Annotated in this window: 17 protein-coding genes; 13 read left to right on the top strand and 4 right to left on the bottom strand. The window is 72.9% G+C overall.

The genetic code is table 11. The features are described 5' to 3' along the window. Nucleotides 1-61 precede the first annotated feature (61 nt). From ACZ4VI_RS22880 to ACZ4VI_RS22870, 3 genes are read left to right on the top strand one after another with little or no spacing between them, the layout of a single operon-like run. On the top strand, nucleotides 62-3115 hold the full coding sequence (locus ACZ4VI_RS22880) for a CHAT domain-containing protein (protein ID WP_468001820.1): 3054 nt from the start codon (nucleotides 62-64) through the stop codon (nucleotides 3113-3115). Nucleotides 3116-3142: 27 nt separating this feature from the next. After that, nucleotides 3143-3556, top strand: a complete 414-nt coding sequence (locus tag ACZ4VI_RS22875; RefSeq protein ID WP_468001819.1) for a hypothetical protein — start codon at nucleotides 3143-3145, stop codon at nucleotides 3554-3556. After that, nucleotides 3556-4332, top strand: coding sequence for a hypothetical protein (locus ACZ4VI_RS22870; RefSeq protein WP_468001817.1), 777 nt, complete (start codon nucleotides 3556-3558; stop codon nucleotides 4330-4332). The genes ACZ4VI_RS22875 and ACZ4VI_RS22870 overlap by 1 nt, the downstream gene beginning before the upstream one ends. Nucleotides 4333-4555: 223 nt before the next feature. Here ACZ4VI_RS22870 and ACZ4VI_RS22865 read toward each other — a convergent pair whose 3' ends face one another. After that, nucleotides 4556-5152 (bottom strand): PadR family transcriptional regulator, encoded by a 597-nt coding sequence (locus ACZ4VI_RS22865; protein WP_468001896.1) that lies wholly within the window; start codon nucleotides 5150-5152, stop codon nucleotides 4556-4558. An 88-nt stretch (nucleotides 5153-5240) separates the two neighbouring features. On the opposite strand from ACZ4VI_RS22865, the gene ACZ4VI_RS22860 reads away from it, so the two are divergent. Genes ACZ4VI_RS22860 through ACZ4VI_RS22850 form a run of 3 tightly spaced genes read left to right on the top strand, consistent with a single transcriptional unit; the run spans nucleotide 5241 to nucleotide 7953 of the window. Next, nucleotides 5241-6371, top strand: a complete 1131-nt coding sequence (locus ACZ4VI_RS22860) for an LLM class flavin-dependent oxidoreductase (RefSeq protein ID WP_468001815.1) — start codon at nucleotides 5241-5243, stop codon at nucleotides 6369-6371. Continuing rightward, entirely contained in the window at nucleotides 6368-7093 is a 726-nt protein-coding gene (locus ACZ4VI_RS22855) for a glucose 1-dehydrogenase (protein ID WP_468001813.1), read from the top strand. Before ACZ4VI_RS22860 ends, ACZ4VI_RS22855 begins: the two co-directional genes overlap by 4 nt. Beyond that, nucleotides 7090-7953 (top strand): alpha/beta hydrolase, encoded by an 864-nt coding sequence (locus ACZ4VI_RS22850; RefSeq protein ID WP_468001811.1) that lies wholly within the window; start codon nucleotides 7090-7092, stop codon nucleotides 7951-7953. The genes ACZ4VI_RS22855 and ACZ4VI_RS22850 overlap by 4 nt, the downstream gene beginning before the upstream one ends. Nucleotides 7954-8180: 227 nt before the next feature. Here ACZ4VI_RS22850 and ACZ4VI_RS22845 read toward each other — a convergent pair whose 3' ends face one another. From ACZ4VI_RS22845 to ACZ4VI_RS22835, 3 genes are all read right to left on the bottom strand, one after another. Next, nucleotides 8181-9641, bottom strand: a complete 1461-nt coding sequence (locus ACZ4VI_RS22845; RefSeq protein WP_468001809.1) for a glutamate synthase subunit beta — start codon at nucleotides 9639-9641, stop codon at nucleotides 8181-8183. Further along, nucleotides 9634-14205, bottom strand: a complete 4572-nt coding sequence (gene gltB, locus ACZ4VI_RS22840; protein WP_468001807.1) for a glutamate synthase large subunit — start codon at nucleotides 14203-14205, stop codon at nucleotides 9634-9636. Before gltB ends, ACZ4VI_RS22845 begins: the two co-directional genes overlap by 8 nt. A 431-nt stretch (nucleotides 14206-14636) precedes the next feature. Continuing rightward, the gene (locus tag ACZ4VI_RS22835; protein WP_468001805.1) at nucleotides 14637-15365 is read right to left on the bottom strand and encodes a VIT1/CCC1 transporter family protein; all 729 of its coding nucleotides are present in this window, start codon (nucleotides 15363-15365) and stop codon (nucleotides 14637-14639) included. A gap of 243 nt (nucleotides 15366-15608) precedes the next feature. Between ACZ4VI_RS22835 and ACZ4VI_RS22830 the strand changes: the two genes are divergently transcribed. The 7 genes from ACZ4VI_RS22830 to ACZ4VI_RS22800 are packed head-to-tail and all read left to right on the top strand — an operon-like array spanning nucleotide 15609 to nucleotide 23587. After that, nucleotides 15609-16619 carry an ADP-ribosylglycohydrolase family protein gene (locus ACZ4VI_RS22830; RefSeq protein ID WP_468001804.1) on the top strand — a complete coding sequence of 337 codons (1011 nt, stop codon included), beginning with the start codon at nucleotides 15609-15611 and terminating at the stop codon, nucleotides 16617-16619. Next, nucleotides 16616-18175 carry an ADP-ribosylglycohydrolase family protein gene (locus ACZ4VI_RS22825; protein WP_468001802.1) on the top strand — a complete coding sequence of 520 codons (1560 nt, stop codon included), beginning with the start codon at nucleotides 16616-16618 and terminating at the stop codon, nucleotides 18173-18175. Before ACZ4VI_RS22830 ends, ACZ4VI_RS22825 begins: the two co-directional genes overlap by 4 nt. Next, nucleotides 18150-19310 (top strand): ADP-ribosylglycohydrolase family protein, encoded by a 1161-nt coding sequence (locus ACZ4VI_RS22820; protein ID WP_468001800.1) that lies wholly within the window; start codon nucleotides 18150-18152, stop codon nucleotides 19308-19310. Before ACZ4VI_RS22825 ends, ACZ4VI_RS22820 begins: the two co-directional genes overlap by 26 nt. Continuing rightward, entirely contained in the window at nucleotides 19307-20665 is a 1359-nt protein-coding gene (locus ACZ4VI_RS22815; RefSeq protein ID WP_468001798.1) for an ADP-ribosylglycohydrolase family protein, read from the top strand. Before ACZ4VI_RS22820 ends, ACZ4VI_RS22815 begins: the two co-directional genes overlap by 4 nt. Continuing rightward, nucleotides 20662-21582, top strand: coding sequence for a ribokinase (gene rbsK / locus ACZ4VI_RS22810; RefSeq protein WP_468001797.1), 921 nt, complete (start codon nucleotides 20662-20664; stop codon nucleotides 21580-21582). The genes ACZ4VI_RS22815 and rbsK overlap by 4 nt, the downstream gene beginning before the upstream one ends. Further along, entirely contained in the window at nucleotides 21579-22784 is a 1206-nt protein-coding gene (locus ACZ4VI_RS22805) for a CaiB/BaiF CoA transferase family protein (protein WP_468001795.1), read from the top strand. The genes rbsK and ACZ4VI_RS22805 overlap by 4 nt, the downstream gene beginning before the upstream one ends. Further along, on the top strand, nucleotides 22781-23587 hold the full coding sequence (locus ACZ4VI_RS22800) for an HpcH/HpaI aldolase/citrate lyase family protein (protein ID WP_468001793.1): 807 nt from the start codon (nucleotides 22781-22783) through the stop codon (nucleotides 23585-23587). Before ACZ4VI_RS22805 ends, ACZ4VI_RS22800 begins: the two co-directional genes overlap by 4 nt. Nucleotides 23588-23712: the final 125 nt, after the last annotated feature.

Below are 23712 nucleotides of genomic sequence, written 5' to 3'. Positions count from 1 at the left end.
CGCCTACAGGATGCCGAGGGTACGTGATCAGGGCCGGGAGCCCTTTGGAAGACTGACCCCCATGCGTATCGGCTTATGGATCCTGGGGGCGGTCTACGCCGTACTGCCGGGCACGTGCGGCCTGTTGGTGTATCTGGACGGCCCGCCGGCCGGGATGACCATGGTGCAGGTGGTCTCGCTGGCCCTGTTCGGCCCGCTGGCGGGCGCCATGCTCGTCCGCTCGGGGTACGGGCCCCTGATCCCGGAGAGTTGGCGGTACACACCGCCGCTGCTGCGCGTACTGCTCCCCCTGGGCTACACCGCCGCGTTCGGGTGCCTCGCCCTCGTGGCGCTCGCGGCGCGCGGCGCCGTCCTGGGGCTCGGCTTCGACCTCGTCGACGGCCCGGGAGAGGTGTGGCGGAGGACCCCGGTCGAGTTGCGCGGGCTGATGCAGCTGATGCTCACCATGGCCGCCCCCCTTCTGGTGTGGGTTCCGCTGATCCACTACGAGGGCCGCCACGCCGTGCTCCGGGTCCTGCTCATGCATGCGGCGAGCAAGCCGCTGCGGGCGGGCGACGTGGAGGCGCTCCGGACCCTCACCGCGCCGCTGCGCAGGCCCCGGAGGCTGCCGAGCCTGAACGCGCTCGACGAGGGGATGATGGCGGCCCTCGACAGCTGGGCGCTGATCAACCACCTGAACCGGACCGAGGATCTGGGGTCGCTGGACGCGGGCCTCGCGGCGGCCCGGCACGGAGTCACGGGGATCCAGGTGCTCCCGGGCTGGACGTCCCGGCGGTTCCTCTGGTCGTTGCGGGACCACCTCGGAGACGCGTTGTGGCAGCGCTACGAGGACACGCACAGTTCGGCGGCGCTCGACGAGGTGATTCTGATCCGCCGCGAGGTGCTGGCCGCGCCCCGCCGGCTGAGGGGCGTCGACGAACGCCCGTACCTCATCCAGCTCAGTGACGCCCTCGGCGCCCGGTTCGATCTGAGGGGCGACGAGGGCGATCTCCGGGAGGCCGTGGAGATCGCCGAACGAGCCGTGCGCGCCCACCCGTGGGGGAAGGGCCCCAGCGTGACCGCTCTGCGCAATCTGGGCCGGCAGCACATTCGCGGTGTCCGGGAGGGGAAGGGCGGCATCGCGGCGTGGGAGGCGGCCGTGGCGGCCCTGCGCGAGGGCGTCGCCCTCGAAGCGGGGTCCGACGACGCCGGGTGTCTCTACCAGCTGATCACCGCCCTGATCGAGGCGCCCAGGGAGGGCCCACGGGCCGCGTCGCTGGCCGAGGCGCGGGGACGGGCCGAGGAGTCGGCCGACGGGGCGGAGCCGGGCACGGCAGAAGAGGGCTCGTGGCGCTACCTTCTGGGCATCGTGCTCCTGGAGCTGGTCAATGAGGACCCGGAGCCGGTACCCGCACTGTGGGAGGAGACCACGCACGCCTTCAGGGCGGCGGCGGAGAACCCGACGATGCCCGCCGAGGTGCGGCTGCACGCGGCGCGGATGTGGGGCGTGTTCGCCGCCGGGACGGCCGTGGAGCTCGCCACCGGCCGAGTGGCAAGGGAGCGGGTGGGCGCGACCGAGGAACGGCTGTGGGCCTCCGGAGCCGACGGGCTCGCGCAGGCCGTGGAGCTGCTGCCGCTGGTCGTGTGGCGCGGTGTCGACCACGGCGACCAGCGGGCCCTGCTGGCCGGTCTGTACGAGCTCGCCGTCGACGCGGCGGCCGCCGCCGTGGGCGCGGGGCGGCCCGAGCGGGCCGTGGAGCTCCTGGAGCGGGGCCGTACCGTGATGTGGTCGCAGCTGCTCGACCTGCGGACGACCGAGCTTTCCCGGCTGCGGGCCGACGATCCGGAGCTGTTCGCGCGTCTCGACGCGATCCGGGAGGAGCTGGACACGCCCCTACCGGAGGGCGGGGCGGAGACCCCGGCGCAGTCGGAGCGCCGCACGGCTCTGGCCCGCGAGTGGCAGACCCGGATCCGGGAGGCGGGCCTGCTCCGGCCCCCGGACTACGCGACCCTGCGGGCGGCCGCGGCCGAGGGCCCGGTCGTGGTCGTGAACATCACCGCCTTCGGCTGCCATGCCCTGGTGGTGCGCCACGAGGGGCCCCCGACCGTCGTGCCGCTGGACGCCGTGACGTACGAGGCGGCGACCGAGACCCTGGAGCGTGCGAACAAGGCCGACGAGCGCCTGGTCAAGGCACACGCGGCGCTGCGGCGGGCACGGGAGGACGCGGGGACGGCGGCCTCCGGCGGCGCCGACGCCATCGCCGCCGCCGAGGCGGTCGTCATCCGGGCCGAGATGCGGCGTGCGCAGACGAGCGCCCGGATGCTGGACTGGCTGTGGGAGGCGGTCGCCCGGCCGGTGCTCGAAGCGCTGCCCGAACTCGACGCGGAGGAACGCGAGTTGTCCCGGCTCTGGTGGTGTCCGACGGGCCTGGCCACCTACCTTCCGCTGCACGCCGCCGGCTCCCGGCGCGGTGGCGTACGGGAGTCGGTGCCGGGCCGGGTCGTCCCTTCGTACGCACCCACGCTCACCTCCCTGCTGCACGCCCGCCGCCCCCGGCAGGCTCCTCGCACGGACGGCAGGCTGCTCCTGCTGACCGTGCCCGAGCCGGATCTGCCGGAGGTCGGCACCGAAGCCGAGGTCGTCGCGCGTCACATGCCGGAGGTGGTCCGGCTGCACGACGACCGCGCCACGGTCGACGCCGTGACCCGCCTCCTGCCGGACCACACCCGCTTCCACGCCGTCTGTCACGGCATCGCCCGCGAGGGCCTGCGGATCGGCGGCGGCGAGATCCTCACCCCGCTGCAGCTCGCCCGGATCCCGGCCGTGGACGCGGAGTTCGCGTTCCTGTCGGCCTGCGACACCGCCGTGCCGGACCCGGAGGTCCCCGACGAGGCGACCCACCCGGCGGCGGTGCTGCACTTCGGGGGCTTCCGTCATGTGCTGGCCAGCCTGTATCCCGTACAGGACGCGAGCGCTCCGGCGGTGACCGACGCCGTGTACGGGCGGCTCGTACGCGACGGGGTCCTGGAAGCCGACCAGGCGCCGCGGGCGCTGCACGCCACGCTCGCGGAGCTGCGCGCGGAGCACCCGTACCAGCCGAAGGTCTGGATGCCGTACATCCACGTCGGGGCCTGACCCCACCCACCCGAAGAAGAGGAGAAGATGATCGACGACCGCGCCCTGGAGAAACGCGCCCGTACGTGGCTGTGCGACCAGTACCTCAGTGTCCGTGGGGACTTCGAGGAGGACGACGCGCTCGACGAGTTCGAGGAGGTCTTCGACGAGGTCCGGGAGGGCGGCAGCGCGCTCGAGGCGATGCGGCGGCTCGGCCACGATCCCGCCCTGGTGCTCGGCGAGCGGCGCAGGGACGGCGTCGGCGCGGCCGGGCTGTGGAGCGAGGAGACCGAGGTGAGCAGTGTCTTCCGCTGCCCGCGCGCGACGGGCCGCTGCACGGCCCGGCGTTCGCGCGACGAGGCGGGCGGCTGGCCGATGTGCTATCTCGACCCGGACGATCCGGACGGTGTGCCGCTCAGGCCGGCGGCGTCGGCGCAGCCCCCGGACGGGGGCCCTGGGTGATGGACGGGTTCCTCTCGGAGGTCGGCAAGAAGGTCACTGAGCGCTGGCTGACCCGGCTTGTCCTGCCGGGGCTGCTGTTCGTGGTGGCCGGCGTCGTGGCCCTGACCCCGGGCCGCTCGGGTCCGGTCGACGTGACGGCGACGATCGAGTGGCTGGAGCGACTGCGCACGGGCCGGTACGCGTCGCCGTCCGGCCGGGCCGCGGCGCTGGTGATCCTGCTCCTCGCGGTCGCCGGGTCGGCGCTGGTCGCGGACTGGCTGGCCTCGGGCGTCGGGCGGCTGTGGGCCGGGCGGGCGCCCTGGCTGCGGCGGGCGGCGGGACGGCTGCGCGGCGCTACGGAGGTGCCGGCCCGGGCGACCTGGATCGGGGCCCGGCTCGGCGCGGTCGAGGAGCGGATACGGGTCCAGCACGGCGTCCACATGTCCCTGGTGTGGCCGCGCCTCTGGCAGCTCGCGCCGGACGGAAGCCGGCAGGAGGTGAACGCGGCCTGGGACCGCTATGCGGCGGCGGCGCTGCGGACCGCGTGGACGGTGCCGTACGCCGCCCTCGCCGCGGTGGCGGGATCGTGGCCGGCCGTGGTCATCGCGGCCGGTCTCGCCCTCACGGGCGTGCGGGAGGGACGGGCGGCCGTGGTGGGCCTCGCCGTGGCCGTCGAGGCGGCCGTGGACACGGGCCTGCGGGGTCTTGCGGAGGTGCTCGGGGTACCGCTGCGGCACGGCCGGGTGCTTCCGGCGGACGGGGCGCTGATCAACGAGCTGCTCAACAAGGGGCGTTGAGCCCGAGGGCGGCGTGGATCCGGACGGTGGACGGCCCGTCGGCATGGCGGTGCGGTCGTTCTCGTCCGTCTCGCTCGATCGGCCGCTCGTCTGCTCCGTGCGGCACGCACCTCGGCTACCTGGCGCTCGACGCGGTCCTGGACGGCGGCGACACGCCATCGCGCTCGGCCATCTCCCTGACCGCACACCGGGACACCGGCCCACTGCTCTATGTCCGGCGCACCTACGGGCGCTTGCCCGCGCGCCTCGCCTCCAGCTCCTCGATGTCCGCGAGCATGGCGTCCGCCAGATCGCGCTCGGAGGCGTAGTACCGCTCTGCCCACTTGAGGGTCAGCATGGGGTACGCCCACGCCTCCTCGGCCTTCGCCCCCTCCACGTCGGCCTCGGCGCGCAGCCGCATGGACTCGGCGAACTCCCGGTGCCGGGCGAGGACTTCACGCATCTGCTCGGGTTCGAGGAGGTGCCCGAGCCAGAGCCGCAGCATCGGTCCGTGCTTCAGCACGGGCGGGTCGACGGGCGCGGTACGGGCCCAGGTGCGGACGGCGGTCATCCCCTCGTCCGTGATCCGGTAGACCCGCTTGTCGCGGCTGCCCGTCTCCTGCGCGACCATCCGCGAGGTGGCGTAACCGGCCTTCTCCAGCCGCTTCAGCTCGCTGTAGATCTGGCTGAACGACGGACTCCAGTAGAAGAACCGCAGCGACCCGTCCGACCACTTCTTCAGGTCGTAGCCGGACAGCTCCTCCCCGAAGGAGAGCAGCCCGAGCACCGCCCAACTGGTCGCCGGGAGCGTCGGAAGGTGGTCCTCGTCAGCCGTCGTCATGTCCGCCACGGACCGAAGTCTACGGCCCCCTTCCGCACCCCGAGTATGACTGCTAGAAGTATTCCTATTCGAAATAGAGGAGGCCAGCGTGAAGTTCTCGATGATCTTCGAGGCCCAGCTCGTCGACCCGACCCCCGAACGTGAGCGTCAGGTCATCCACGACTGCGTCGAACAGGCCGTCCACGCCGAGGAGATGGGCTTCGACCGGATCTGGGCCGTCGAGCACCACTCCCTCGCCCAGTACGCGCACATGAGCGCGTCGGAGATCTTCCTGGCCTGGGTCGCCGCCCGCACCGAACGGATCCGTATCGGCCACGGCGTCGTCACCATGCCCTTCGGCTACCAGCACCCGGTGCGGGTGGCGGAGCGCGCCGCCATGCTCGACGTCCTCAGTGGCGGCCGGGTGGACATCGGCGCCGGGCGGGGCGCGACCCGCCAGGAGATGCGGATGTACGGGGTGCGCCCGGAGGACACGTATCCGCAGATGGAGGAGGCGCTGCGGATCTTCTCGCACGCCTGGCGCGAGGAGCAGTTCGAGTGGCACGGCTCGATCGACATCGGCCCGGGCGCCGTCCTCCCTCGCCCGGTGCAGGGCCCGCACCCTCCCCTCTTCATGGCCTGCTCGAAGCACGACACGCTCAAGCTCGCCGCCGAACTCGGCATCGGTGCCCTGGTGTTGGGCTTCGCGGGCGCCGACGACGTCCGCGCGATGCGCACGGTGTACGACGACGCCATCGCCGTACGCGACGGCTCCCGCCTCGTCTCCTCCGAGGTCAACGACCACTTCTCGGCGCTCTGCCCGACGATCGTCCTGGACGACGCCGAGCGCGCGCTCCGGCTGGGCACGCGCGGGCAGCGCTTCTTCGCCGAGTCGATCGCCCACTGGTACGGCAACTCCCCGGCCCCGACCGGCTACGCGGAGGACGAGGACCACACGGGTGCCCTGGAGAAGCGCCGCGAGGAGCTGGTCGCCCGCCTCCACGAGGCGAACATCCCGGCCCGCCCGGTCGACACCGGCACGTACAACACCGACCACGCCTATGGCGACGCGGACACCGCCATCGCGTACGTCGAGCGGCTGCGCGAGATCGGCGTCGACGAGGTGATGTGCCTGATCCAGATGGGCACCGTCCCCCAGGACGTCTGCATGGAGACCATCCGGCAGTGGGGCGAGAAGGTCATCCCGCACGTCCGCGCCCTCTCCGGGGAGCCCTCGTGACCTCCCTCGCGGGCAAGGTCGTGATCGTGACGGGCGCGGCGCGCGGCCAGGGCGCGGCGGAGGCACGTCTCCTTGTGGCGGCGGGCGCGCGGGTCGTCTGCACGGACGTACGGCAGGAGGAGGGACAGACGGTCGCGGCGGAGCTGGGCGACGCAGGGATGTTCGTACGGCACGACGTGACCTCGGCGGAGGACTGGCGGGCGGTCGCCTCGGCCGCCGTCACCGCGTACGGCCGGATCGACGCGCTGGTCAACAACGCGGCGCTGTGGCGGACGGCGTCGGTGGAGTCGGAGACGTACGAGAACTTCGAACTCCTCCTCAGGGTCAACCTGTTGGGCCCGTTCCTCGGCATCCAGGCGGTCGTGCCGGCGCTGCGCGAGGCGGGCGGCGGCTCGATCGTGAACGTGTCCTCGACGGCCGGTCTCGTCGGCATCCCCGGCCACGCGGCGTACGGCTCCAGCAAGTTCGGCCTGCGCGGCCTGACCCGCTCGTCGGCGCTGGACCTGGCGAAGCACGGCATCCGCGTCAACTCGGTGCATCCTGGGGCCGTCGACACCCCGATGACGGCGGCGGTCGCGGACAAGGACTGGTCGCACGTGCCGCTCGGCCGGATGGGCCGGGCGGAGGAGGTCGGCGGCCTGGTCGCCTTCCTGGTCTCGGACGCCTCCTCCTATGTGACGGGCGCGGAGTTCACGGTGGACGGGGGGTTGACGGCGGGATGACGGGTCCACTGACACCGGCGGCGCGGGCCGTGTGCGAGGCGATGTCGGCGGTCTTCCCGGGCCCGGGCGACCCGGCAGCGCTCCGGGCGGCGGCAAGGGCGGGGGTACGGGAGATACAAGCGTCGCGCGAGACGACGGCGAACGGAGTACGCGTCCGGCTGTACGAGGAGTCGTCCGGCCCCGTCATCGTCTTCGCCCACGGGGGCGGCTGGGTCCTGTGCGACCTCGACACGCACGACGGCCTGTGCCGGGAGCTGGCGCACCGCACCGGCGCGTCCGTGGTCTCCGTGGACTACCGACGCGCCCCCGAACACCGCTTCCCCGCCGCCGAGGACGACGTGTACGCGGTCCTGGAGTGGGCCGCCGCCCGGTACGAAGGCCCGCTGATCCTGGCGGGCGACTCCAGCGGCGGCAACCTCGCGGCGGGCGCGGCCCGGCGCGCCCGGGACGCGGGCGGCCCGCCGGTCGCGGGCCAGCTCCTCTTCTACCCGGCCCTGGACCACCGCCTGGACTCCCTCTCGGCGGAGGCGTACGCGGAGGGCTTCTTCCACACCACGGCGCACATGCGCTGGTACTGGGAGCAGTACGTCGGCCCGGACGGCGACCCGGTCGCCGCCTCCCCCGGCCTGGCCCCCGACCTCACCGACCTCCCCCCGACCCTCGTGGTCCTCGCGGACTGCGACCCCCTCCGGGACGAGGGCCTGGCCTACGCCCGCCGCCTGTCCTCAGCGGGCGTACGGGCCCAAGTGCAGCTGCACACCGGGGTCTTCCACGGATTCCTGGGGGCGCGGGGGGTGCTGCCGGAAGCGGACAACGCACTGGACGGGGCGGCCGCCTGGGTGACTACCGTGAGCGGGTGAAGCCCACGGCCGCGTACCGCCCGCTCGACATCACCATCCCCTTCGCCGACTACCTGCCCAGGGGACTGGACAGCGGATCCAGGCCCGGGGGCGCCCGGCCCTGAACGCTGCCCGCCCCACGCGAGGCGAACGCGCCGCGGCGCCCTCCCAGTCGTCCGGTCGGGGACATTCGGGGGGCGCCGCGCTCAGTTCCGTACGTCGTTGTACGGGACGTGTTGGGGGGACGGTCAGACCGTCAGGGCTCGGTCCGTCGGGCGGATCGGGGCCGGGAGGTCGCTCGCGCCCGTCAGGAAGCGGTCGACTCCGCGGGCCGCCGAGCGGCCCTCGGCGATCGCCCAGACGATCAGCGACTGGCCGCGGCCGGCGTCACCGGCCACGAACACGCCACCCACATTGGTGGCGAAGTCCGCGTCACGGGCGATGTTACCCCGCTCGTCGAGGTCCAGACCAAACTGGGCGACCAGGCCGTTCTCGACGTCCGTGCCTGTGAAGCCCATCGCGAGCGTGACCAGCTGCGCCGGGATCTTCCGCTCGGTGCCCGGCTTCTGCGTGAGCTTGCCGTCGACGAACTCGACCTCGACCAGGTGCAGGAACTGGACGTTGCCGTCCTCGTCGCCCTCGAAGTGGGTGGTGGAGACGGAGTAGACCCGCTCGCCGCCCTCCTCGTGCGCCGAGGTGACCTTGTACAGCATCGGGAACGTCGGCCACGGCTGGCCGGCCGCGCGCTCCTCGCCCGGACGCGGCATGATCTCCAGCTGCGTGACCGAGGCCGCGCCCTGGCGGTGGGCCGTGCCCACGCAGTCCGCGCCCGTGTCGCCGCCGCCGATGACGACGACGTGCTTGCCCTCGGCCGTGATCGGCGCGGTCACGAAGTCGCCCTCGACGACCTTGTTGGCGAGCGGCAGGTACTCCATGGCCTGGTGGATGCCGTTCAGCTCCCGGCCCGGGACCGGCAGGTCACGCGCGGTCGTGGCGCCCGCGGCGATGACCACGGCGTCGTACCGCTTGCGCAGGTCCGTCGCCGTGATGTCGCGGCCGATCTCCACGCCCGTACGGAACTTGGTGCCCTCCGCCCGCATCTGCTCGATACGGCGGTTGATGTGCCGCTTCTCCATCTTGAACTCGGGGATGCCGTAGCGAAGGAGGCCACCGATGCGGTCGGCGCGCTCGAAGACCGCGACCGTGTGCCCCGCCCGGGTCAGCTGCTGGGCGGCGGCGAGACCCGCCGGGCCCGAGCCGATGACGGCGACGGTCTTGCCGGACAGGCGCTCGGGCGCCTGCGGCTTGACGTCGTTGCTGTCCCACGCCTTGTCGATGATGGAGACTTCGACGTTCTTGATGGTGACGGCCGGCTGGTTGATGCCGAGCACGCACGCCGCCTCGCACGGAGCCGGGCACAGACGGCCGGTGAACTCCGGGAAGTTGTTGGTGGCGTGCAGCCGCTCGGACGCCTGCGACCAGTCCTCGCGGTAGGCGTAGTCGTTCCACTCGGGGATCAGGTTCCCGAGCGGGCAGCCGTTGTGGCAGAACGGGATGCCGCAGTCCATGCAGCGGCCGGCCTGCTTGCTGATGATCGGCAGCAGGGAGCCGGGAACGTAGACCTCGTTGAAGTCCTTGACTCGCTCCGCCACCGGCCGGGTCTTGGCGACCTCGCGCCCGGTGGTCAGGAAGCCCTTGGGGTCAGCCATGGGTCGCCGCCTCCATCATCTTCTCGGTGGTCTCGGCCTCGGAGAGACCGGCGAGCTCAGCGGCGTCCTTGGCGGCGAGCACTGCCTTGTACGTGGACGGGATGATCTTGCTGAAGCGGTCCGCGTTCGCGGGCCAGTCGGCAAGCAGCTTCTCGGCGACCGTCGAGCCGGTCTCCTCGTGGTGGCGGCGCACGACGTCGTGCAGCCACTGCCGGTCGGCGTCGTCGAGCGCCTCGACGGCCGACAGGTTGCCGGAGTTGACGTTGTCCCGGTCGAGGTCGATGACGTACGCGACGCCGCCCGACATACCGGCCGCGAAGTTGCGGCCCGTCTCGCCGAGGACGACGGCCGTACCACCGGTCATGTACTCGCAGCCGTGGTCGCCCACGCCCTCCGAGACGACCAGCGCTCCGGAGTTGCGGACGCAGAAGCGCTCACCGGTGCGGCCGCGCAGGAACAGCTCGCCGCCCGTCGCACCGTACGCGATGGTGTTGCCGGCGATGGTCGAGTACTCGGCCAGGTGGTCGGCGCCGCGGTCCGGGCGGACGACGACGCGGCCGCCGGAGAGGCCCTTGCCGACGTAGTCGTTGGCGTCGCCCTCCAGGCGGAGCGTGACACCGGCCGGCAGGAAGGCGCCGAACGACTGGCCGGCGGAGCCGGTGAAGGTGATGTCGATGGTGTCGGCCGGCAGACCTGCGCCGCCGAACTTCTTCGTCACCTCGTGGCCGAGCATGGTGCCGACCGTCCGGTTGATGTTGCGGATCGCGACCTGGGCCCGGACCGGCTGGGCCTCCTCGGCGGAGTCGGCGTTCAGCGCGTCGGCGGCGAGCTCGATGAGCTCGTTGTCGAGGGCCTTCTCCAGACCGTGGTCCTGCTCGATCAGGGCGTGGCGGACCGCGCCCTCGGGCAGCTCGGGCACGTGGAAGAGCGGGGCCAGGTCCAGGCCCTGCGCCTTCCAGTGCGTGACGGCGCGGCTGGTGTCGAGCAGCTCGGCGTGGCCGACGGCCTCTTCGAGCGTACGGAAGCCCAGCTCGCCGAGGATCTCGCGGACCTCCTCGGCGATGAACTCGAAGAAGTTGACGACGAACTCGGCCTTGCCGGAGAAGCGGTCGCGCAGGACCGGGTTCTGGGTGGCGATGCCGACCGGGCAGGTGTCCAGGTGGCAGACGCGCATCATGACGCAGCCGGAGACGACGAGCGGCGCGGTCGCGAAACCGAACTCCTCGGCGCCGAGCAGCGCGGCGATGACGACGTCACGGCCGGTCTTGAGCTGGCCGTCGGTCTGGACGACGATCCGGTCGCGCAGGCCGTTGAGCAGCAGCGTCTGCTGGGTCTCGGCGAGGCCGAGCTCCCAGGGACCGCCCGCGTGCTTCAGGGACGTCAAAGGAGACGCGCCCGTACCGCCGTCGTGGCCGGAGATGAGCACGACGTCCGCGTGCGCCTTGGAGACACCGGCGGCGACCGTGCCGACGCCGACCTCCGACACCAGCTTCACGTGGATACGCGCGGCCGGGTTGGCGTTCTTGAGGTCGTGGATCAGCTGAGCCAGGTCCTCGATGGAGTAGATGTCGTGGTGCGGCGGCGGGGAGATCAGGCCGACACCCGGGGTGGAGTGCCGGGTCTTGGCGACCCACGGGTAGACCTTGTGGCCGGGCAGCTGGCCGCCCTCGCCGGGCTTGGCGCCCTGGGCCATCTTGATCTGGATGTCGTCCGCGTTGACCAGGTACTCGCTCGTCACGCCGAAGCGGCCGGAGGCGACCTGCTTGATCGCGGAGCGGCGCGCCGGGTCGTAGAGCCGGTCCGGGTCCTCGCCGCCCTCACCGGTGTTGGACTTGCCGCCCAGCTGGTTCATGGCGATGGCGAGGGTCTCGTGCGCCTCGCGGGAGATGGAGCCGTACGACATGGCGCCGGTCGAGAACCGCTTGACGATCTCGCTGACCGGCTCGACCTCGTCGATGGAGATCGGCTCGCGGTCCGTGGAGAAGCCGAAGAGTCCGCGGAGCGTCATCAGGCGCTCGGACTGCTCGTTCACCCGGTCCGTGTACTTCTTGAAGATGTCGTACCGCTTGGTGCGCGTGGCGTGCTGCAGGCGGAAGACGGTCTCCGGGTCGAACAGGTGCGGCTCGCCCTCGCGGCGCCACTGGTACTCGCCGCCGATGTCGAGCGCGCGGTGCGCGGAGGGGACGCCGGAGGCCGGGTACGCCTTGGCGTGGCGGGCGGCGACCTCCTTGGCGACGACGTCGAGGCCGGCGCCGCCGATCTTGGTGGCGGTGCCGTTGAAGTACTTCTCGACGAAGGCAGCGTCGAGGCCGACGGCCTCGAAGACCTGGGCGCCGCGGTAGGAGGCGACGGTCGAGATGCCCATCTTGGACATGACCTTCAGGACGCCCTTGCCGAGCGCGTAGATCAGGTTGCGGATGGCCTGCTCGGGCTCCAGGCCCTCGATGAAGGTGCCGGCGCGGACCAGGTCCTCGACGGACTCCATGGCGAGGTACGGGTTGACGGCGGCGGCGCCGTAGCCGATGAGGAGGGCCACGTGGTGGACCTCGCGGACGTCGCCGGCCTCGACCAGCAGACCCACCTGGGTGCGCTGCTTGGTACGGATGAGGTGGTGGTGGACGGCCGCGGTGAGCAGCAGCGACGGGATCGGCGCGTGCTCGGCGTCGGAGTGCCGGTCGGAGAGGACGATCAGGCGGGCGCCGCCCTCGATCGCCGCGTCGGCCTCGGTGCAGATCTCCTCGATGCGGGCGGCGAGCGCGTCGCCACCGCCGGAGACCCGGTACAGGCCGGACAGGGTCGAGGCCTTCATGCCGGGCATGTTGCCGTCGGCGTTGATGTGGATGAGCTTGGCCAGCTCGTCGTTGTCGATCACCGGGAAGGGCAGGGTGACGCTGCGGCACGACGCGGCGGTCGGCTCGAGGAGGTTGCCCTGCGGGCCGAGGGAGGAGCGCAGGGAGGTGACCAGCTCCTCGCGGATCGCGTCAAGCGGCGGGTTGGTGACCTGCGCGAAGAGCTGGGTGAAGTAGTCGAAGAGCAGCCGGGGGCGCTCGGACAGGGCCGCGATCGGCGAGTCCGTACCCATGGAGCCGATCGGCTCGGCACCCAGGCGGGCCATCGGCGCGAGGATGACGCGGAGCTCTTCCTCGGTGTAGCCGAAGGTCTGCTGGCGGCGGGTGACCGAGGCGTGGGTGTGGACGATGTGCTCGCGCTCGGGGAGGTCCGAGAGCTCGATCTCGCCGGTCTCCAGCCACTCGGCGTACGGCAGCTCGGCGGCCAGACCGGCCTTGATCTCGTCGTCCTCGATGATCCGGTGCTCGGCGGTGTCGACGAGGAACATCTTGCCGGGCTGCAGGCGGCCCTTGCGGACGACCTTGGCGGGGTCGATGTCGAGGACGCCGACCTCGGAGGAGAGGACGACGAGGCCCTCGTCGGTGACCCAGTAGCGGCCGGGGCGCAGACCGTTGCGGTCGAGAACCGCGCCGACCTGGACGCCGTCGGTGAAGGTGACGCAGGCCGGGCCGTCCCAGGGCTCCATCATCGTGGAGTGGTACTGGTAGAAGGCGCGCCGGGCCGGGTCCATGGAGTCGTGGTTCTCCCACGCCTCGGGGACCATCATCAGAACGCTGTGCGGAAGCGAACGGCCACCGAGGTGGAGCAGCTCAAGGACCTCGTCGAAGGACGCGGAGTCGGAGGCGTCCGGCGTGCAGATCGGGAAGATCCGCTCCAGGCTCTTGCCGTCCGTGCTCTCGCCGAAGAGGTCGGAGACGAGCTGGGACTCGCGGGCGACCATCCAGTTGCGGTTGCCCTTGACCGTGTTGATCTCGCCGTTGTGCGCGACGAAGCGGTACGGGTGGGCCAGCGGCCAGCTCGGGAAGGTGTTGGTGGAGAACCGGGAGTGGACCAGGGCCACGGCGGTGGCGCAGCGGCGGTCCGACAGGTCCGGGAAGAAGGGCTCCAGCTGGCCGGTGGTCAGCATGCCCTTGTAGACGATGGTGCGGGCGGAGAGCGACGGGAAGTACGTCCCGGCCTCGCGCTCGGCGCGCTTGCGCAGCACGAACGCCTTGCGGTCGAGGGCGATGCCGCTGTTCTGTCCATCGGCCACGAACAGCTGGCGGAAGACCGGCATGGTGGCGCGGGCGGAGGCGCCGAGCAGCTCGGGGGCGACGGGGACATCGCGCCAGCCGAGGACGTTCAGACCCTCCTCGGACGCGATCGTCTCGATCTGCGAGACGGCCTGTGCGGAGCCGTCGGCAGGGAGGAAGGCGATACCGACGGCGTAGGCGCCGGCGGCGGGGAGGTCGAAGTCGGTGACCTCGCGCAGGAAGGCGTCCGGAACCTGGAACAGGATGCCGGCGCCGTCTCCCGAGTCGGGCTCGGAGCCGGTGGCGCCGCGGTGCTCGAGGTTGCGCAGTACGGTCAGCGCCTGCTCGACCAGCGCATGGCTGGCAACACCGGTCAGGGTGGCCACGAACCCGACACCACAGGCGTCGTGTTCGTTACGGGGGTCGTACATCCCCTGCGGAGCGGGGCGACCGTCCATGGGCGACCAGGCGTCGGAACGCATCGGCTCTCCCGTCGTCGTCGTGGCATATGCAGCTGCCGAGGGACGACGTTGGCCCTCCGCGAAATTTCGTGCAGGTTACATGATGGCTGGCTTCTCGCGGGGCGGATAGCTCATTCCAGCATGCGGACACCGCTGACACAGAGCGGTGATGGTGGTTCACATGTGAACGCGTGGTTCTCAGGGTGGATCTCATGGGGTCGGACGACCCGACGCAGAGCGGGCCTCATTGCCCGCGGCGCTTACGCCTCATGCCCGGCGGTGAAGTCTTTGAAACCGCCGAGTAACGGCTACATATGTCGCGCTGTGCATAGTGTCTCACCGGGCAGCCGATCCGCCCAGGGGATATACGTCACAGCAAGCATGCACGTAGAAGGCCCCCGTCGCACGTACGGGGGCCTTCTCCTGTGGGTACGAGGGTCAGAGCGCGGCGGTCAGAGTGCGGCGCCGAAGAGCATGCCGAGCCCGTACGTCACGGCCGCGGCCGCTCCGCCCAGGACGAGCTGACGCAGTCCGCTGAACCACCAGCTGCGGGCCGTCACCCGGGCCACGAGCGCGCCGCAGCCGAAGAGCCCGAGGAGCGCGAGCAGCACGGCCGGCCACAGCGCGCTCGCGCCGAGCAGATACGGCAGTACGGGAAGCAGGGCACCGAGCGCGAACGACGCGAACGACGACACGGCGGCGGTCATCGGCGACGGCAGGTCGTCGGGGTCGATGCCCAGCTCCTCGCGGGCGTGGATCTCCAGCGCCTGCTCCGGGTCCCGGGAGAGCTGCATCGCGACCTCGCGGGCGAGCGCGGGCTCGACGCCACGCGACACGTACAGCGCGGCGAGCTCCTCCATCTCGTCGACCGGGTGCTTGCGCAACTGGCGTCGCTCGACGTCCAGTTCCGCCTGGACGAGCTCGCGCTGCGAGGCGACGGAGGTGTACTCGCCTGCCGCCATGGAGAAGGCGCCCGCGGCGAGGCCCGCGAGACCCGTGAGGACGATGGTCTGATGCGAGACCGCGCCGCCCGCGACACCGGTCATCAGGGCCAGGTTGGAGACCAGTCCGTCCATCGCACCGAAGACCGCGGGGCGCAGCCAGCCACCGTTCACATCGCGGTGGGTGTGGTTGTCGCGGTGGGCCTCGTGCAGTGGTGCGTGCGCTTCGATGACGGACATGGCTCTCCCCTGTTTTATCCGGCGGGCCGGGCTGCACCCGCCGCCCCCAACACCCTCGAAAATACGCCCGATGTAAGGGGCGCGCCAGCAAGGCAGGCCGTACTTAGTAAGGCTGACCTTGGTCTTCTGAAGCTCTTCTGGCGAGGTGTCAGCCGGGTGACAGAACCGTTTCTGCGACGACATCGCCTCCCCGGCGTGGCACAGATCCAGGAACCGTTTCAGGAACCGTGAAAGGGGTGCGCGATGGTGAGCGAGACGGGAACGACTGGCTGCGATACGCGCGAGCGCGCCAGGGGTGCGCTGCTCGGCCTCGCGGTCGGCGACGCGCTCGGCGCGCCCGCCGAGAACATGCGCCCGTCGGAGATCCGCCGCCGATGGGGCCGGATCGAGGGCTTCGTGACGGACAGTCCGGCGGGCACGGACGACACGGAGTACGCGATCTTCTCCGGGCTGCTGCTCGCCCGGCACGGCTCGGCGCTGACGGTCCAGCATGTGGAACGGGCCTGGCACCACTGGATCGCGGACCTGGACGAAGGCCCGTTCCGTGGCGCGGGCTTCAGCGAGCGGGGCACGTTGGAGAACCTCCGCCGCGGTCTGGCGGCCCCCATCTCGGCGCAGCACCGGCACGCGTGGTCGGACGGTCTGGCGATGCGGGCCGCGCCCTTCGGGGTGTTCGCGGCGGGCCGCCCTTCGGAGGCGGCCCGGCTCGTCGCGATCGACGGCAGCGTCAGCCACGACGGCGAGGGCATCTACGGTGGGCAGGCGGTGGCGGCGGGTGTCGCGGCGGCGATGGGCGGCGCGTCGGTGACCTCGGTCATCGCGGCGGCCCTCTCGGTGGTCCCGATGGACTCCTGGACGGCCCGCTCGATGCGCCGCGCGGTGGTAGCGGCGCAGCGGATCCAGCCCGACCCTCTGACCCGGGAGCGCACGGTCCGCTCGGCGGTCGTCATCGCCGGCTACCCGTGGACGGACCTGGCCCCCGAGGCGGTGGGCCTCGCCTTCGGCGCCTTCGCGGCGGCCCGCGGGGACTTCCGTACGGCGGTCCTGACCGCGGTCAACATGGGCCGCGACGCCGACACGACGGCGGCGGTGGCGGGCGCGCTCGCGGGCGCGGCCTCGGGCGTCTCGGCGATCCCGGAGGAGTGGGCGACGGCGATCGCCCCGGTGACGGGCAGCTGCCTCCCGTCGATGCGCGGCTACCACGTCCTGGACATCGCGGACCTCCTGACAACGGACGAGGAGGAAGCAGCATGACCCCAACGAACCCCACGCACCGCGCCTACGGCTCGGCCACCCCCGCACCCGCTCCCGCTCCCGCTGTGGACCCCCGCCCCACCCCCGCCGCTACGGGCACCCGCCCCGCCCGCGCTGCCGCCGCCGCTGTGGGCAACCGCCCCGCCCGGGCCGCCGCTGCTGCGGGCAACCGCCCCGCCACCCCCACTCCGACTCCCGCCGCCGCTGCCGCTGCCGCTGCGCCAGCTGTGGGCAATCGTCCCGCAGGGCGGGACGGGTGGGCACAGCCCACGAGACCGGGCGCCCCGGACAAGGACGGCGCCCACGGGGGCCTGGGGGCCACCCCGGGTGCGGGCGCCCCGGACAGGGACGGTGCCCACGGGGGCCGGGGGCCCACCCCAGGTCCGGGCGCCCGAGGCAAGGGCCCCGCGCGGCGCGAGGCCATCGAGGGCCTCCTGCTCGGGCTCGCCGCAGGCGACGCCGCCGGCTGGCCCGCGGCCAGACACCGAGCCGCCCGCATGCCCGAATGGACCCGCCGCCTCACCCGCGAACTCGACACCTTCGCCGAACAGAACGCCACCACCACCCTCCCGGTCCCCATCGCCCTCAACCAGCCCCCCGAACCCCTCCGCCTCGGCCCCTCCGACGACGCCGAATGGGCGGTCTTCACCGCCGAGGCGGTCCTCGCCGCCACCGGCCCCCTCTTCGCCACCCTCCCCCCGGAGCGCCGCCTCCGCGCCGCCGTCGACCTCGCCTGGAACTCCCTCGCGAGCCAGATCGCCGCCGCGTCCGACCGCGCTCCCGAGGTCGAGTCCGCCGTCCTCCCCCTCCGCGCCCGGATCTCCGTACGCGCCGGTCTCGGCAACCTCGCCACCGGGCTCCGCCCACCCGCGACCGGCCACGACAACCCGCACTACTTCGACGACGCCGCCTGCGTCCGCGCCGCCGTGCTCGCGCTCGTCCACCCCGGGGACCCGGCCGCCGCCGCCGAACTCGCCGAGTTCGACGCCCGGTACACCCAGGACGGCGACGGCGTCCACGGCGCCCGCGCGATGGCCGCCGCCGTGGCCGTCGCCCTCGGCGGGGCGGCCGTCGACGAGGCCGTGGAGGCGGCGCTCGCCCAACTCCCGTCCGCCACCGAGATCGGCCGCAACGCCCAGCAGGCCGTGAAGATGGCCCAGGACGCGACGAGCGCCTTCGAACTCGTCCCCCTCCTGGAGCACCAGATCGTCGACCACGTCTACAGCTACGGCATCGCCGCCGCCGAGACCGTCCCCGTCGCCCTCGCGCTCGCGCTCGCCGCGCGCGGCGAGGCGTCCGGGGCCGTGCCCGCCGCCGCCTGCCTCTCGCGTGTCGCGGACTCCGCGCCGGCGCTCGCGGGCGCGCTGACCGGTGCGCTCGGCGGCGCCGACTCCCTCCCGGCGACCTGGCGCGATGCCTGCCGCACGCTCGCCGGCTGCGCGCTCCCCCGCCTCGCCGGCACGGATCTCGTCGAACTCGCCGGGCTCCTCGGAGACACGGAACTGACCACCCAGGGTGGACAATTCCGACATGACCCCCACACCTCCACTCGATGACCGCATCACCGGCAGTCTGATCGGGGCCGCCGTCGGCGACGCCCTCGGCGGCCCCGTCGAGGGCTACACCCCCGAACAGATCCTGGAACGTCACGGCGGACGCGTCACCGGCATCGTCGGCCCCTGGAACGGCGACGCCTGGCGCACGGCCCGTCCCATCGCGCCGTACCACAAGGGCGACGGGCACATCACCGACGACACCTTGATGACCCACGCGCTGATCAGGGTGTACGAGAAGGTCCGCGACCACCTCGACGCGTACGCCGTCGCGGACCACCTGGTCCCCGATCTGCTCACCACCCCGCGCTGGATCCCGGAACTCGAGACGGAGGCCCTCCCTCTCCACCGGATCTTCCTGGCGGAGAAGTGGCTGGTGGCCCGGCTCCACTACGGCCATGTCGACCCGCGTGAGGCGGGCAGCGGAAACATCGTCAACTGCGGTGCGGCGATGTACATGGCGCCGGTCGGGCTGGTGAACGCGGCGAACCCGGAAGCGGCATACGCGGAGGCTCTCGACATCGCAGCCCCCCACCAATCCTCCTACGGCCGGGAGGCGGCGGGGGTCTTCGCGGCGGCGGTGGCGGCGGCGTGCGAGCCGGGAGCGACTCCGGACTCCGTCGTCTCGACAGCCCTCTCCCTGGCGAAGGACGGTACACGCGCGGCGATCGAGTCGGTGTGCGAAGTCGCGTGCGGGCACACGGACTTCGAGACCGCCCTCGCCCCTCTCCGCAGGGCGGTGGCGCCGTTCGACACCGTGGGCCCGGACTATCGCGCGCCGTCGCTCGGGGCGCGCCGCCCGTCGCGCCTCCACGCGATCGAGGAACTGCCGATTGCGCTGGGCATGCTGCTCGTCGGCGGCGGCGACTACCGGCGTACGGTCCTCGGCGCGGTCAACTACGGCCGTGACTGCGACTCGATCGCGACGATGGCGGGCGCGATCGTGGGTGCGCTGGCCGGCGAGTCCGCGATCCCCTCCGACTGGGCGAAGCAGGTCGCGGAGGCGAGCCGCCTGGACCTGCACGCTCCGGCGCGGGCGCTGACGGCCGTCGCGCACGAGGTCTTCGCCCGCGACACGGCCCGCCGCCGGGCGCACGAGTCGGCGTTCGCGGCCCTGACGAGCGCGGCGGTCCGATGAACCTGCGCGTCACCTGGGTCCAGCCGGAGGACCTGGTCGGCCACGAACTCCGCCAGGCCGCGGAGGACGGCCGCGACGCCTCCGCGCTGGCCGCCCGCTGGTACGCGGCGGGCGGCCACCCCGCCCCGTCGACAGCCGGCGCCTCCCCAACCCCCCGCCCCGACCTCCGCGCTCTGGCCGAGACCCTCCTCGACGAACTGTCCGCCCTCCCCACCGCGGAACCCGCACTCCGGCCATGGACGTCCCCGAAGCCTGCCCCCGCACGCGAAACGCGGAGGGGACGCGCGGGGGAACCCGATGCCCTGCTCGATCGGCTGCATGCCGCCTGGCTCGGGCGGGCCGCCGGCTGTCTGCTCGGCAAGCCCGTCGAGAAGCTTCCGCTCCCCGCCATCCGCGCACTCGCCCGCGCCGCCGGGAACTGGCCCCTCACCACCTGGTTCACCGCGCGAGGCGTCCCCCCGCACCTCCTCGCCGCCCACCCCTGGAACCGCCGGTCCGCCGCCACCTCCCTCGCCGAGAACATCGACGGGATGCCCGAGGACGACGACCTCAACTACCCCCTTCTCAACCTGCTCCTCCTCCAGCGGTACGGCCGCGACTTCACCACCGCCGACGTCGCCCGCCTCTGGCTCGACGAACTCCCCGCCGGCCGCACCTTCACCGCCGAGCGCGTCGCCTACCGCAACCTCCTCGACGGCATCGAACCCCCGCTGACCGCCACCACCCGCAACCCCTTCCGCGAATGGATCGGCGCCCAGATCCGCGCCGACGTCCACGGCTGGACGCACCCCGGCGACCCCGGGGCCGCCGCCGAGCAGGCCTACCGGGACGCGGCGCTCACCCACACCGCCAACGGCCTCTACGGCGCCCAGTTCGTCGCCGCGACGATCGCCACCGCCGCCACCGGCACCGCCGACGTCCACCAGGCCCTCGCCGCCGGCCTCGCCGTGATCCCGCCCGACTCGCGGCTCGCCCGCGCCGTCCGCCTCGGCATCGAAACCGCCCGCACCACACCCGACTTCGACACGGTCGTCGACCAGCTCCACGCCACCCTCGGCGGGTATCACTGGGTCCATGCCGTCCCCAACGCCGCCGTCCTCTCCGCCGCCCTCACCCACGGCGACGGCGACTTCTCCCGCACCATCTGCGCGGCGGTCTCCGGCGGCTGGGACACCGACTCCAACGGCGCCACCGCCGGTTCCGTCGCCGGTCTCCTCGCCGGTCACCCCGACCGGCTGCCCGAGCGCTGGACCTCCCCCCTCAAGAACCGGCTCTCCACCTCGATCCCGTCCTTCGACGGCATCGGATTCGACGCCCTCGCCGAACTGACGTATCTGGAGGCAGTACGCCCATGACCAGCATCGTGGTGCTCGGCAGCACCAACATGGACCTCGTCGCCTTCGTGCCCCGGGCCCCCGCGCGCGGCGAGACCGTCACCGGACGGGAGTTCCGGACGATCCCCGGCGGAAAGGGCGCCAACCAGGCCGTCGCCGCCGCCCGGGCCGGCGCCGACGTGTCGATGATCGGCGCGGTCGGCGCCGACGACTTCGGCGTACGGCTCCGGGCCGCGCTCGACGGGGCCGGGGTCGAGACCGACCTGCTGCGCACCGCCGAAGGCCCCTCCGGCACGGCCCACATCGTCGTCGACGACGAGGGCGGCAACGCGATCGTCGTCGTCCCCGGCGCCAACGGCACCGTCACCTCCCTCACCCACGGCGACGAGGCGCTGATCGCCACCGCCGACGCGCTGCTCCTCCAGCTCGAACTCCCCCTCTCCGTGGTCACCGAAGGCGCCGTCACCGCCCGCCGCCTCGGCGTGCGCACCGTCCTCACCCCCGCCCCGGCCCAGCAGCTGCCCCCCGAACTCCTCGCCGCCACCGACCTCCTGGTCCCCAACGAGCACGAGGCCACCGCGCTCACCGGCATCGCCGACCCCCACGCCGCCGCCACCGCCCTGCTCGGCCGCGTCCCCGAGGTGGTCATCACCCTCGGCGCGGCGGGCAGTCTCCACGCGTCCCGCGACAGCAAGCCGTTCGCGGTCCCCGCCCCGCACGTCCGGGCCGTGGACACCACCGCCGCGGGCGACACGTTCGTCGGCGCGCTCGCCGTCGCCCTCGGCGAGGGCCGGCCCGTCCGCGACGCCTTGGCCTGGGCCTCGACCGCTGCCGCGCTCTCCGTCCAGCGCGAAGGCGCCTCGTCCTCGATGCCGTACCGCTCCGAGATCGACGCGGCCTACGACTCCCTCACCAACCAGGAGGTCGACGCCGTATGACCCGTATCTCCGAGACCACACCTCCCCTCCACGGACTGCGCGTCCTCGATCTCGCCACCCTCTTCGCCGGCCCGCTCGCGGCGATGATGCTCGGCGACTTCGGCGCCGACGTCATCAAGATCGAGCACCCCCGCAAGCCCGACCCGTCCCGCGGCCACGGCCCCGCCAAGGACGGCGTCGGTCTCTGGTGGAAGGTCCTGGGCCGCAACAAGCGGACCGTGACCCTCGATCTCTCCACCCCCGGCGGCCGGGACACCCTCCTGCGGATGGCCGCCGACGCCGACGTGATCGTGGAGAACTTCCGCCCGGGCACCCTCGAACGCTGGGATCTGGGCTGGGAGGAGCTCTCCACCGTCAACCCCGGACTGGTCCTGGCCCGGGTCACCGGCTTCGGCCAGTTCGGCCCGTACTCCCACCGTCCCGGCTTCGGCACCCTCGCCGAGGCGATGAGCGGCTTCGCCGCGATCACCGGCGAACCGGACGGTCCGCCCACCCTTCCCCCCTTCGGCCTGGCCGACTCGATCGCCGCCCTGGCCACGGCGTACGCGGTGATGACCGCGCTCACCGCCAGGACGACCACCGGCCGCGGCCAGGTCGTCGACATGGCCATCATCGAACCGATGCTCTCCGTCATCGGCCCCCACCCCCTCTGGTACGACCAGCTCGGTTATGTCCAGCCCCGCACCGGAAACCGCTCCCGCAACAACGCCCCCCGCAACACGTACCGCACCGCCGACGGCTCCTGGGTCGCCGTGTCCACCTCCGCCCAGTCGATCGCCGAACGCGTGCTGCGCCTCGTCGGCCGCCCCGAGCTGATCGACGAGCCCTGGTTCGCCGACGGCGCCGGCCGGGCCGCCCACGCGGACGTCCTCGACGAGGCGGTCGGCTCCTGGATCGCCCGCCACACCCGCGACGAGGCGATGGCCGCCTTCGAGAAGGCGGAGGCGGCGATCGCACCCGTCTACGACGTCCGGGACGTCATGGCCGACCCGCAGTTCCGCGCCCTGGACACCGTCACCGAGGTCCCGGACCCCGAGCTGGGACCGATCCGGATGCAGAACGTCCTCTTCCGGCTCTCCGAGACGCCCGGCGCGATCCGCTGGGCCGGCCGCCCGCACGGCGCGGACACCGCCGAGGTCCTCGCCGAACTCGGCCTCACCCCCGCCGAGATCGGTGCCCTGCGCGGCGAAGGAGCCGTATGAGCGGCTCGCACTTCCCCCTCACCTGGCTGTACGCCCCCGGGGACCGCCCCGCCGTCGTCCAGAAGGCCCTGGTCTCGGGCGCGGACGTGGTGATCGTCGATCTCGAGGACGCGGTGGCCCCGGACCGCAAGGCGTACGCGCTGGACGCGACGGCCGATCTGCTCTCCGACCCCCACCCCGTACCGATCCATGTCCGCATCCACACCCCACGCGACATCCCTTCACTGGCCCCCCTCCCCGGCCTCCGTGGTCTTCGTGTTCCCAAGGTGACACACGCCACTGACATCCACCGGATCGCCGAGGTCACCGCCGGAACTCCGCTCTACGCCCTCCTGGAGAACGCCCTCGCCGTCGAGCGGGCGTACACCATCGCCACCGCCCATCCCGCCGTCCACGGCATCGCCCTCGGCGAGGCGGATCTCCGCGCCGATCTTGGGGTACGGCACGACAGCGGCCTCGACTGGTCGCGCGGCCGCCTCGTGGTCGCCGCCCGCGCGGCGGCCCTCCCACCGCCGGTCCAGTCGGTCCATCCCGACATCCGCGACCTGGACGCCCTGGCGGCGAGCTGCGCGCGGGGCCGCGCCATGGGCTTCCTGGGCCGGGCGGCGATCCACCCCCGCCAGCTCCCGGTCATCGAGCAGGCCTATCTCCCCACGCCCGACGAGGTCGCGGCGGCCGAGGAGGTCGTGAAGGCCGCCCAGACCGAGGAGGGCGCCCTGGCCCTCCCGGACGGCCGCTTCGTCGACGCGGCAGTCGTCGAGGGCGCCCGCCGCGTCCTGACCCTGGCGGCAAGACCGTCCTGACCCGGGGGCGCGCCCGGGTACGACACAGGGCCGGGGGGGGGGGGGGGGGGGGGGGGGGGGGGGGGGGGGGGGGGGGGGGGGGGGGGGGGGGGGGGGGGGGGGGGGGGGGGGGGGGGGGGGGGGGT

This window comes from Streptomyces sp. NPDC029169 (assembly GCF_055563935.1).
This window is presented reverse-complemented; position numbering and strand designations above follow the sequence as displayed.

Bases quoted from the DNA above. Each gene is read 5' to 3' on its own strand.
- ACZ4VI_RS22820 (WP_468001800.1), top strand. From the start codon at position 18,150: ATGACCCCCACACCTCCACTCGATGACCGCATCACCGGCAGTCTGATC.
- ACZ4VI_RS22825 (WP_468001802.1), top strand. From the start codon at position 16,616: ATGACCCCAACGAACCCCACGCACCGCGCCTACGGCTCGGCCACCCCC.
- ACZ4VI_RS22870 (WP_468001817.1), top strand. From the start codon at position 3,556: ATGGACGGGTTCCTCTCGGAGGTCGGCAAGAAGGTCACTGAGCGCTGG.
- ACZ4VI_RS22875 (WP_468001819.1), top strand. From the start codon at position 3,143: ATGATCGACGACCGCGCCCTGGAGAAACGCGCCCGTACGTGGCTGTGC.
- gltB (WP_468001807.1), bottom strand. From the start codon at position 14,205: ATGCGTTCCGACGCCTGGTCGCCCATGGACGGTCGCCCCGCTCCGCAG.
- ACZ4VI_RS22850 (WP_468001811.1), top strand. From the start codon at position 7,090: ATGACGGGTCCACTGACACCGGCGGCGCGGGCCGTGTGCGAGGCGATG.
- ACZ4VI_RS22800 (WP_468001793.1), top strand. From the start codon at position 22,781: ATGAGCGGCTCGCACTTCCCCCTCACCTGGCTGTACGCCCCCGGGGAC.
- ACZ4VI_RS22865 (WP_468001896.1), bottom strand. From the start codon at position 5,152: ATGACGACGGCTGACGAGGACCACCTTCCGACGCTCCCGGCGACCAGT.
- rbsK (WP_468001797.1), top strand. From the start codon at position 20,662: ATGACCAGCATCGTGGTGCTCGGCAGCACCAACATGGACCTCGTCGCC.
- ACZ4VI_RS22835 (WP_468001805.1), bottom strand. From the start codon at position 15,365: ATGTCCGTCATCGAAGCGCACGCACCACTGCACGAGGCCCACCGCGAC.
- ACZ4VI_RS22815 (WP_468001798.1), top strand. From the start codon at position 19,307: ATGAACCTGCGCGTCACCTGGGTCCAGCCGGAGGACCTGGTCGGCCAC.
- ACZ4VI_RS22845 (WP_468001809.1), bottom strand. From the start codon at position 9,641: ATGGCTGACCCCAAGGGCTTCCTGACCACCGGGCGCGAGGTCGCCAAG.
- ACZ4VI_RS22880 (WP_468001820.1), top strand. From the start codon at position 62: ATGCGTATCGGCTTATGGATCCTGGGGGCGGTCTACGCCGTACTGCCG.
- ACZ4VI_RS22805 (WP_468001795.1), top strand. From the start codon at position 21,579: ATGACCCGTATCTCCGAGACCACACCTCCCCTCCACGGACTGCGCGTC.
- ACZ4VI_RS22830 (WP_468001804.1), top strand. From the start codon at position 15,609: ATGGTGAGCGAGACGGGAACGACTGGCTGCGATACGCGCGAGCGCGCC.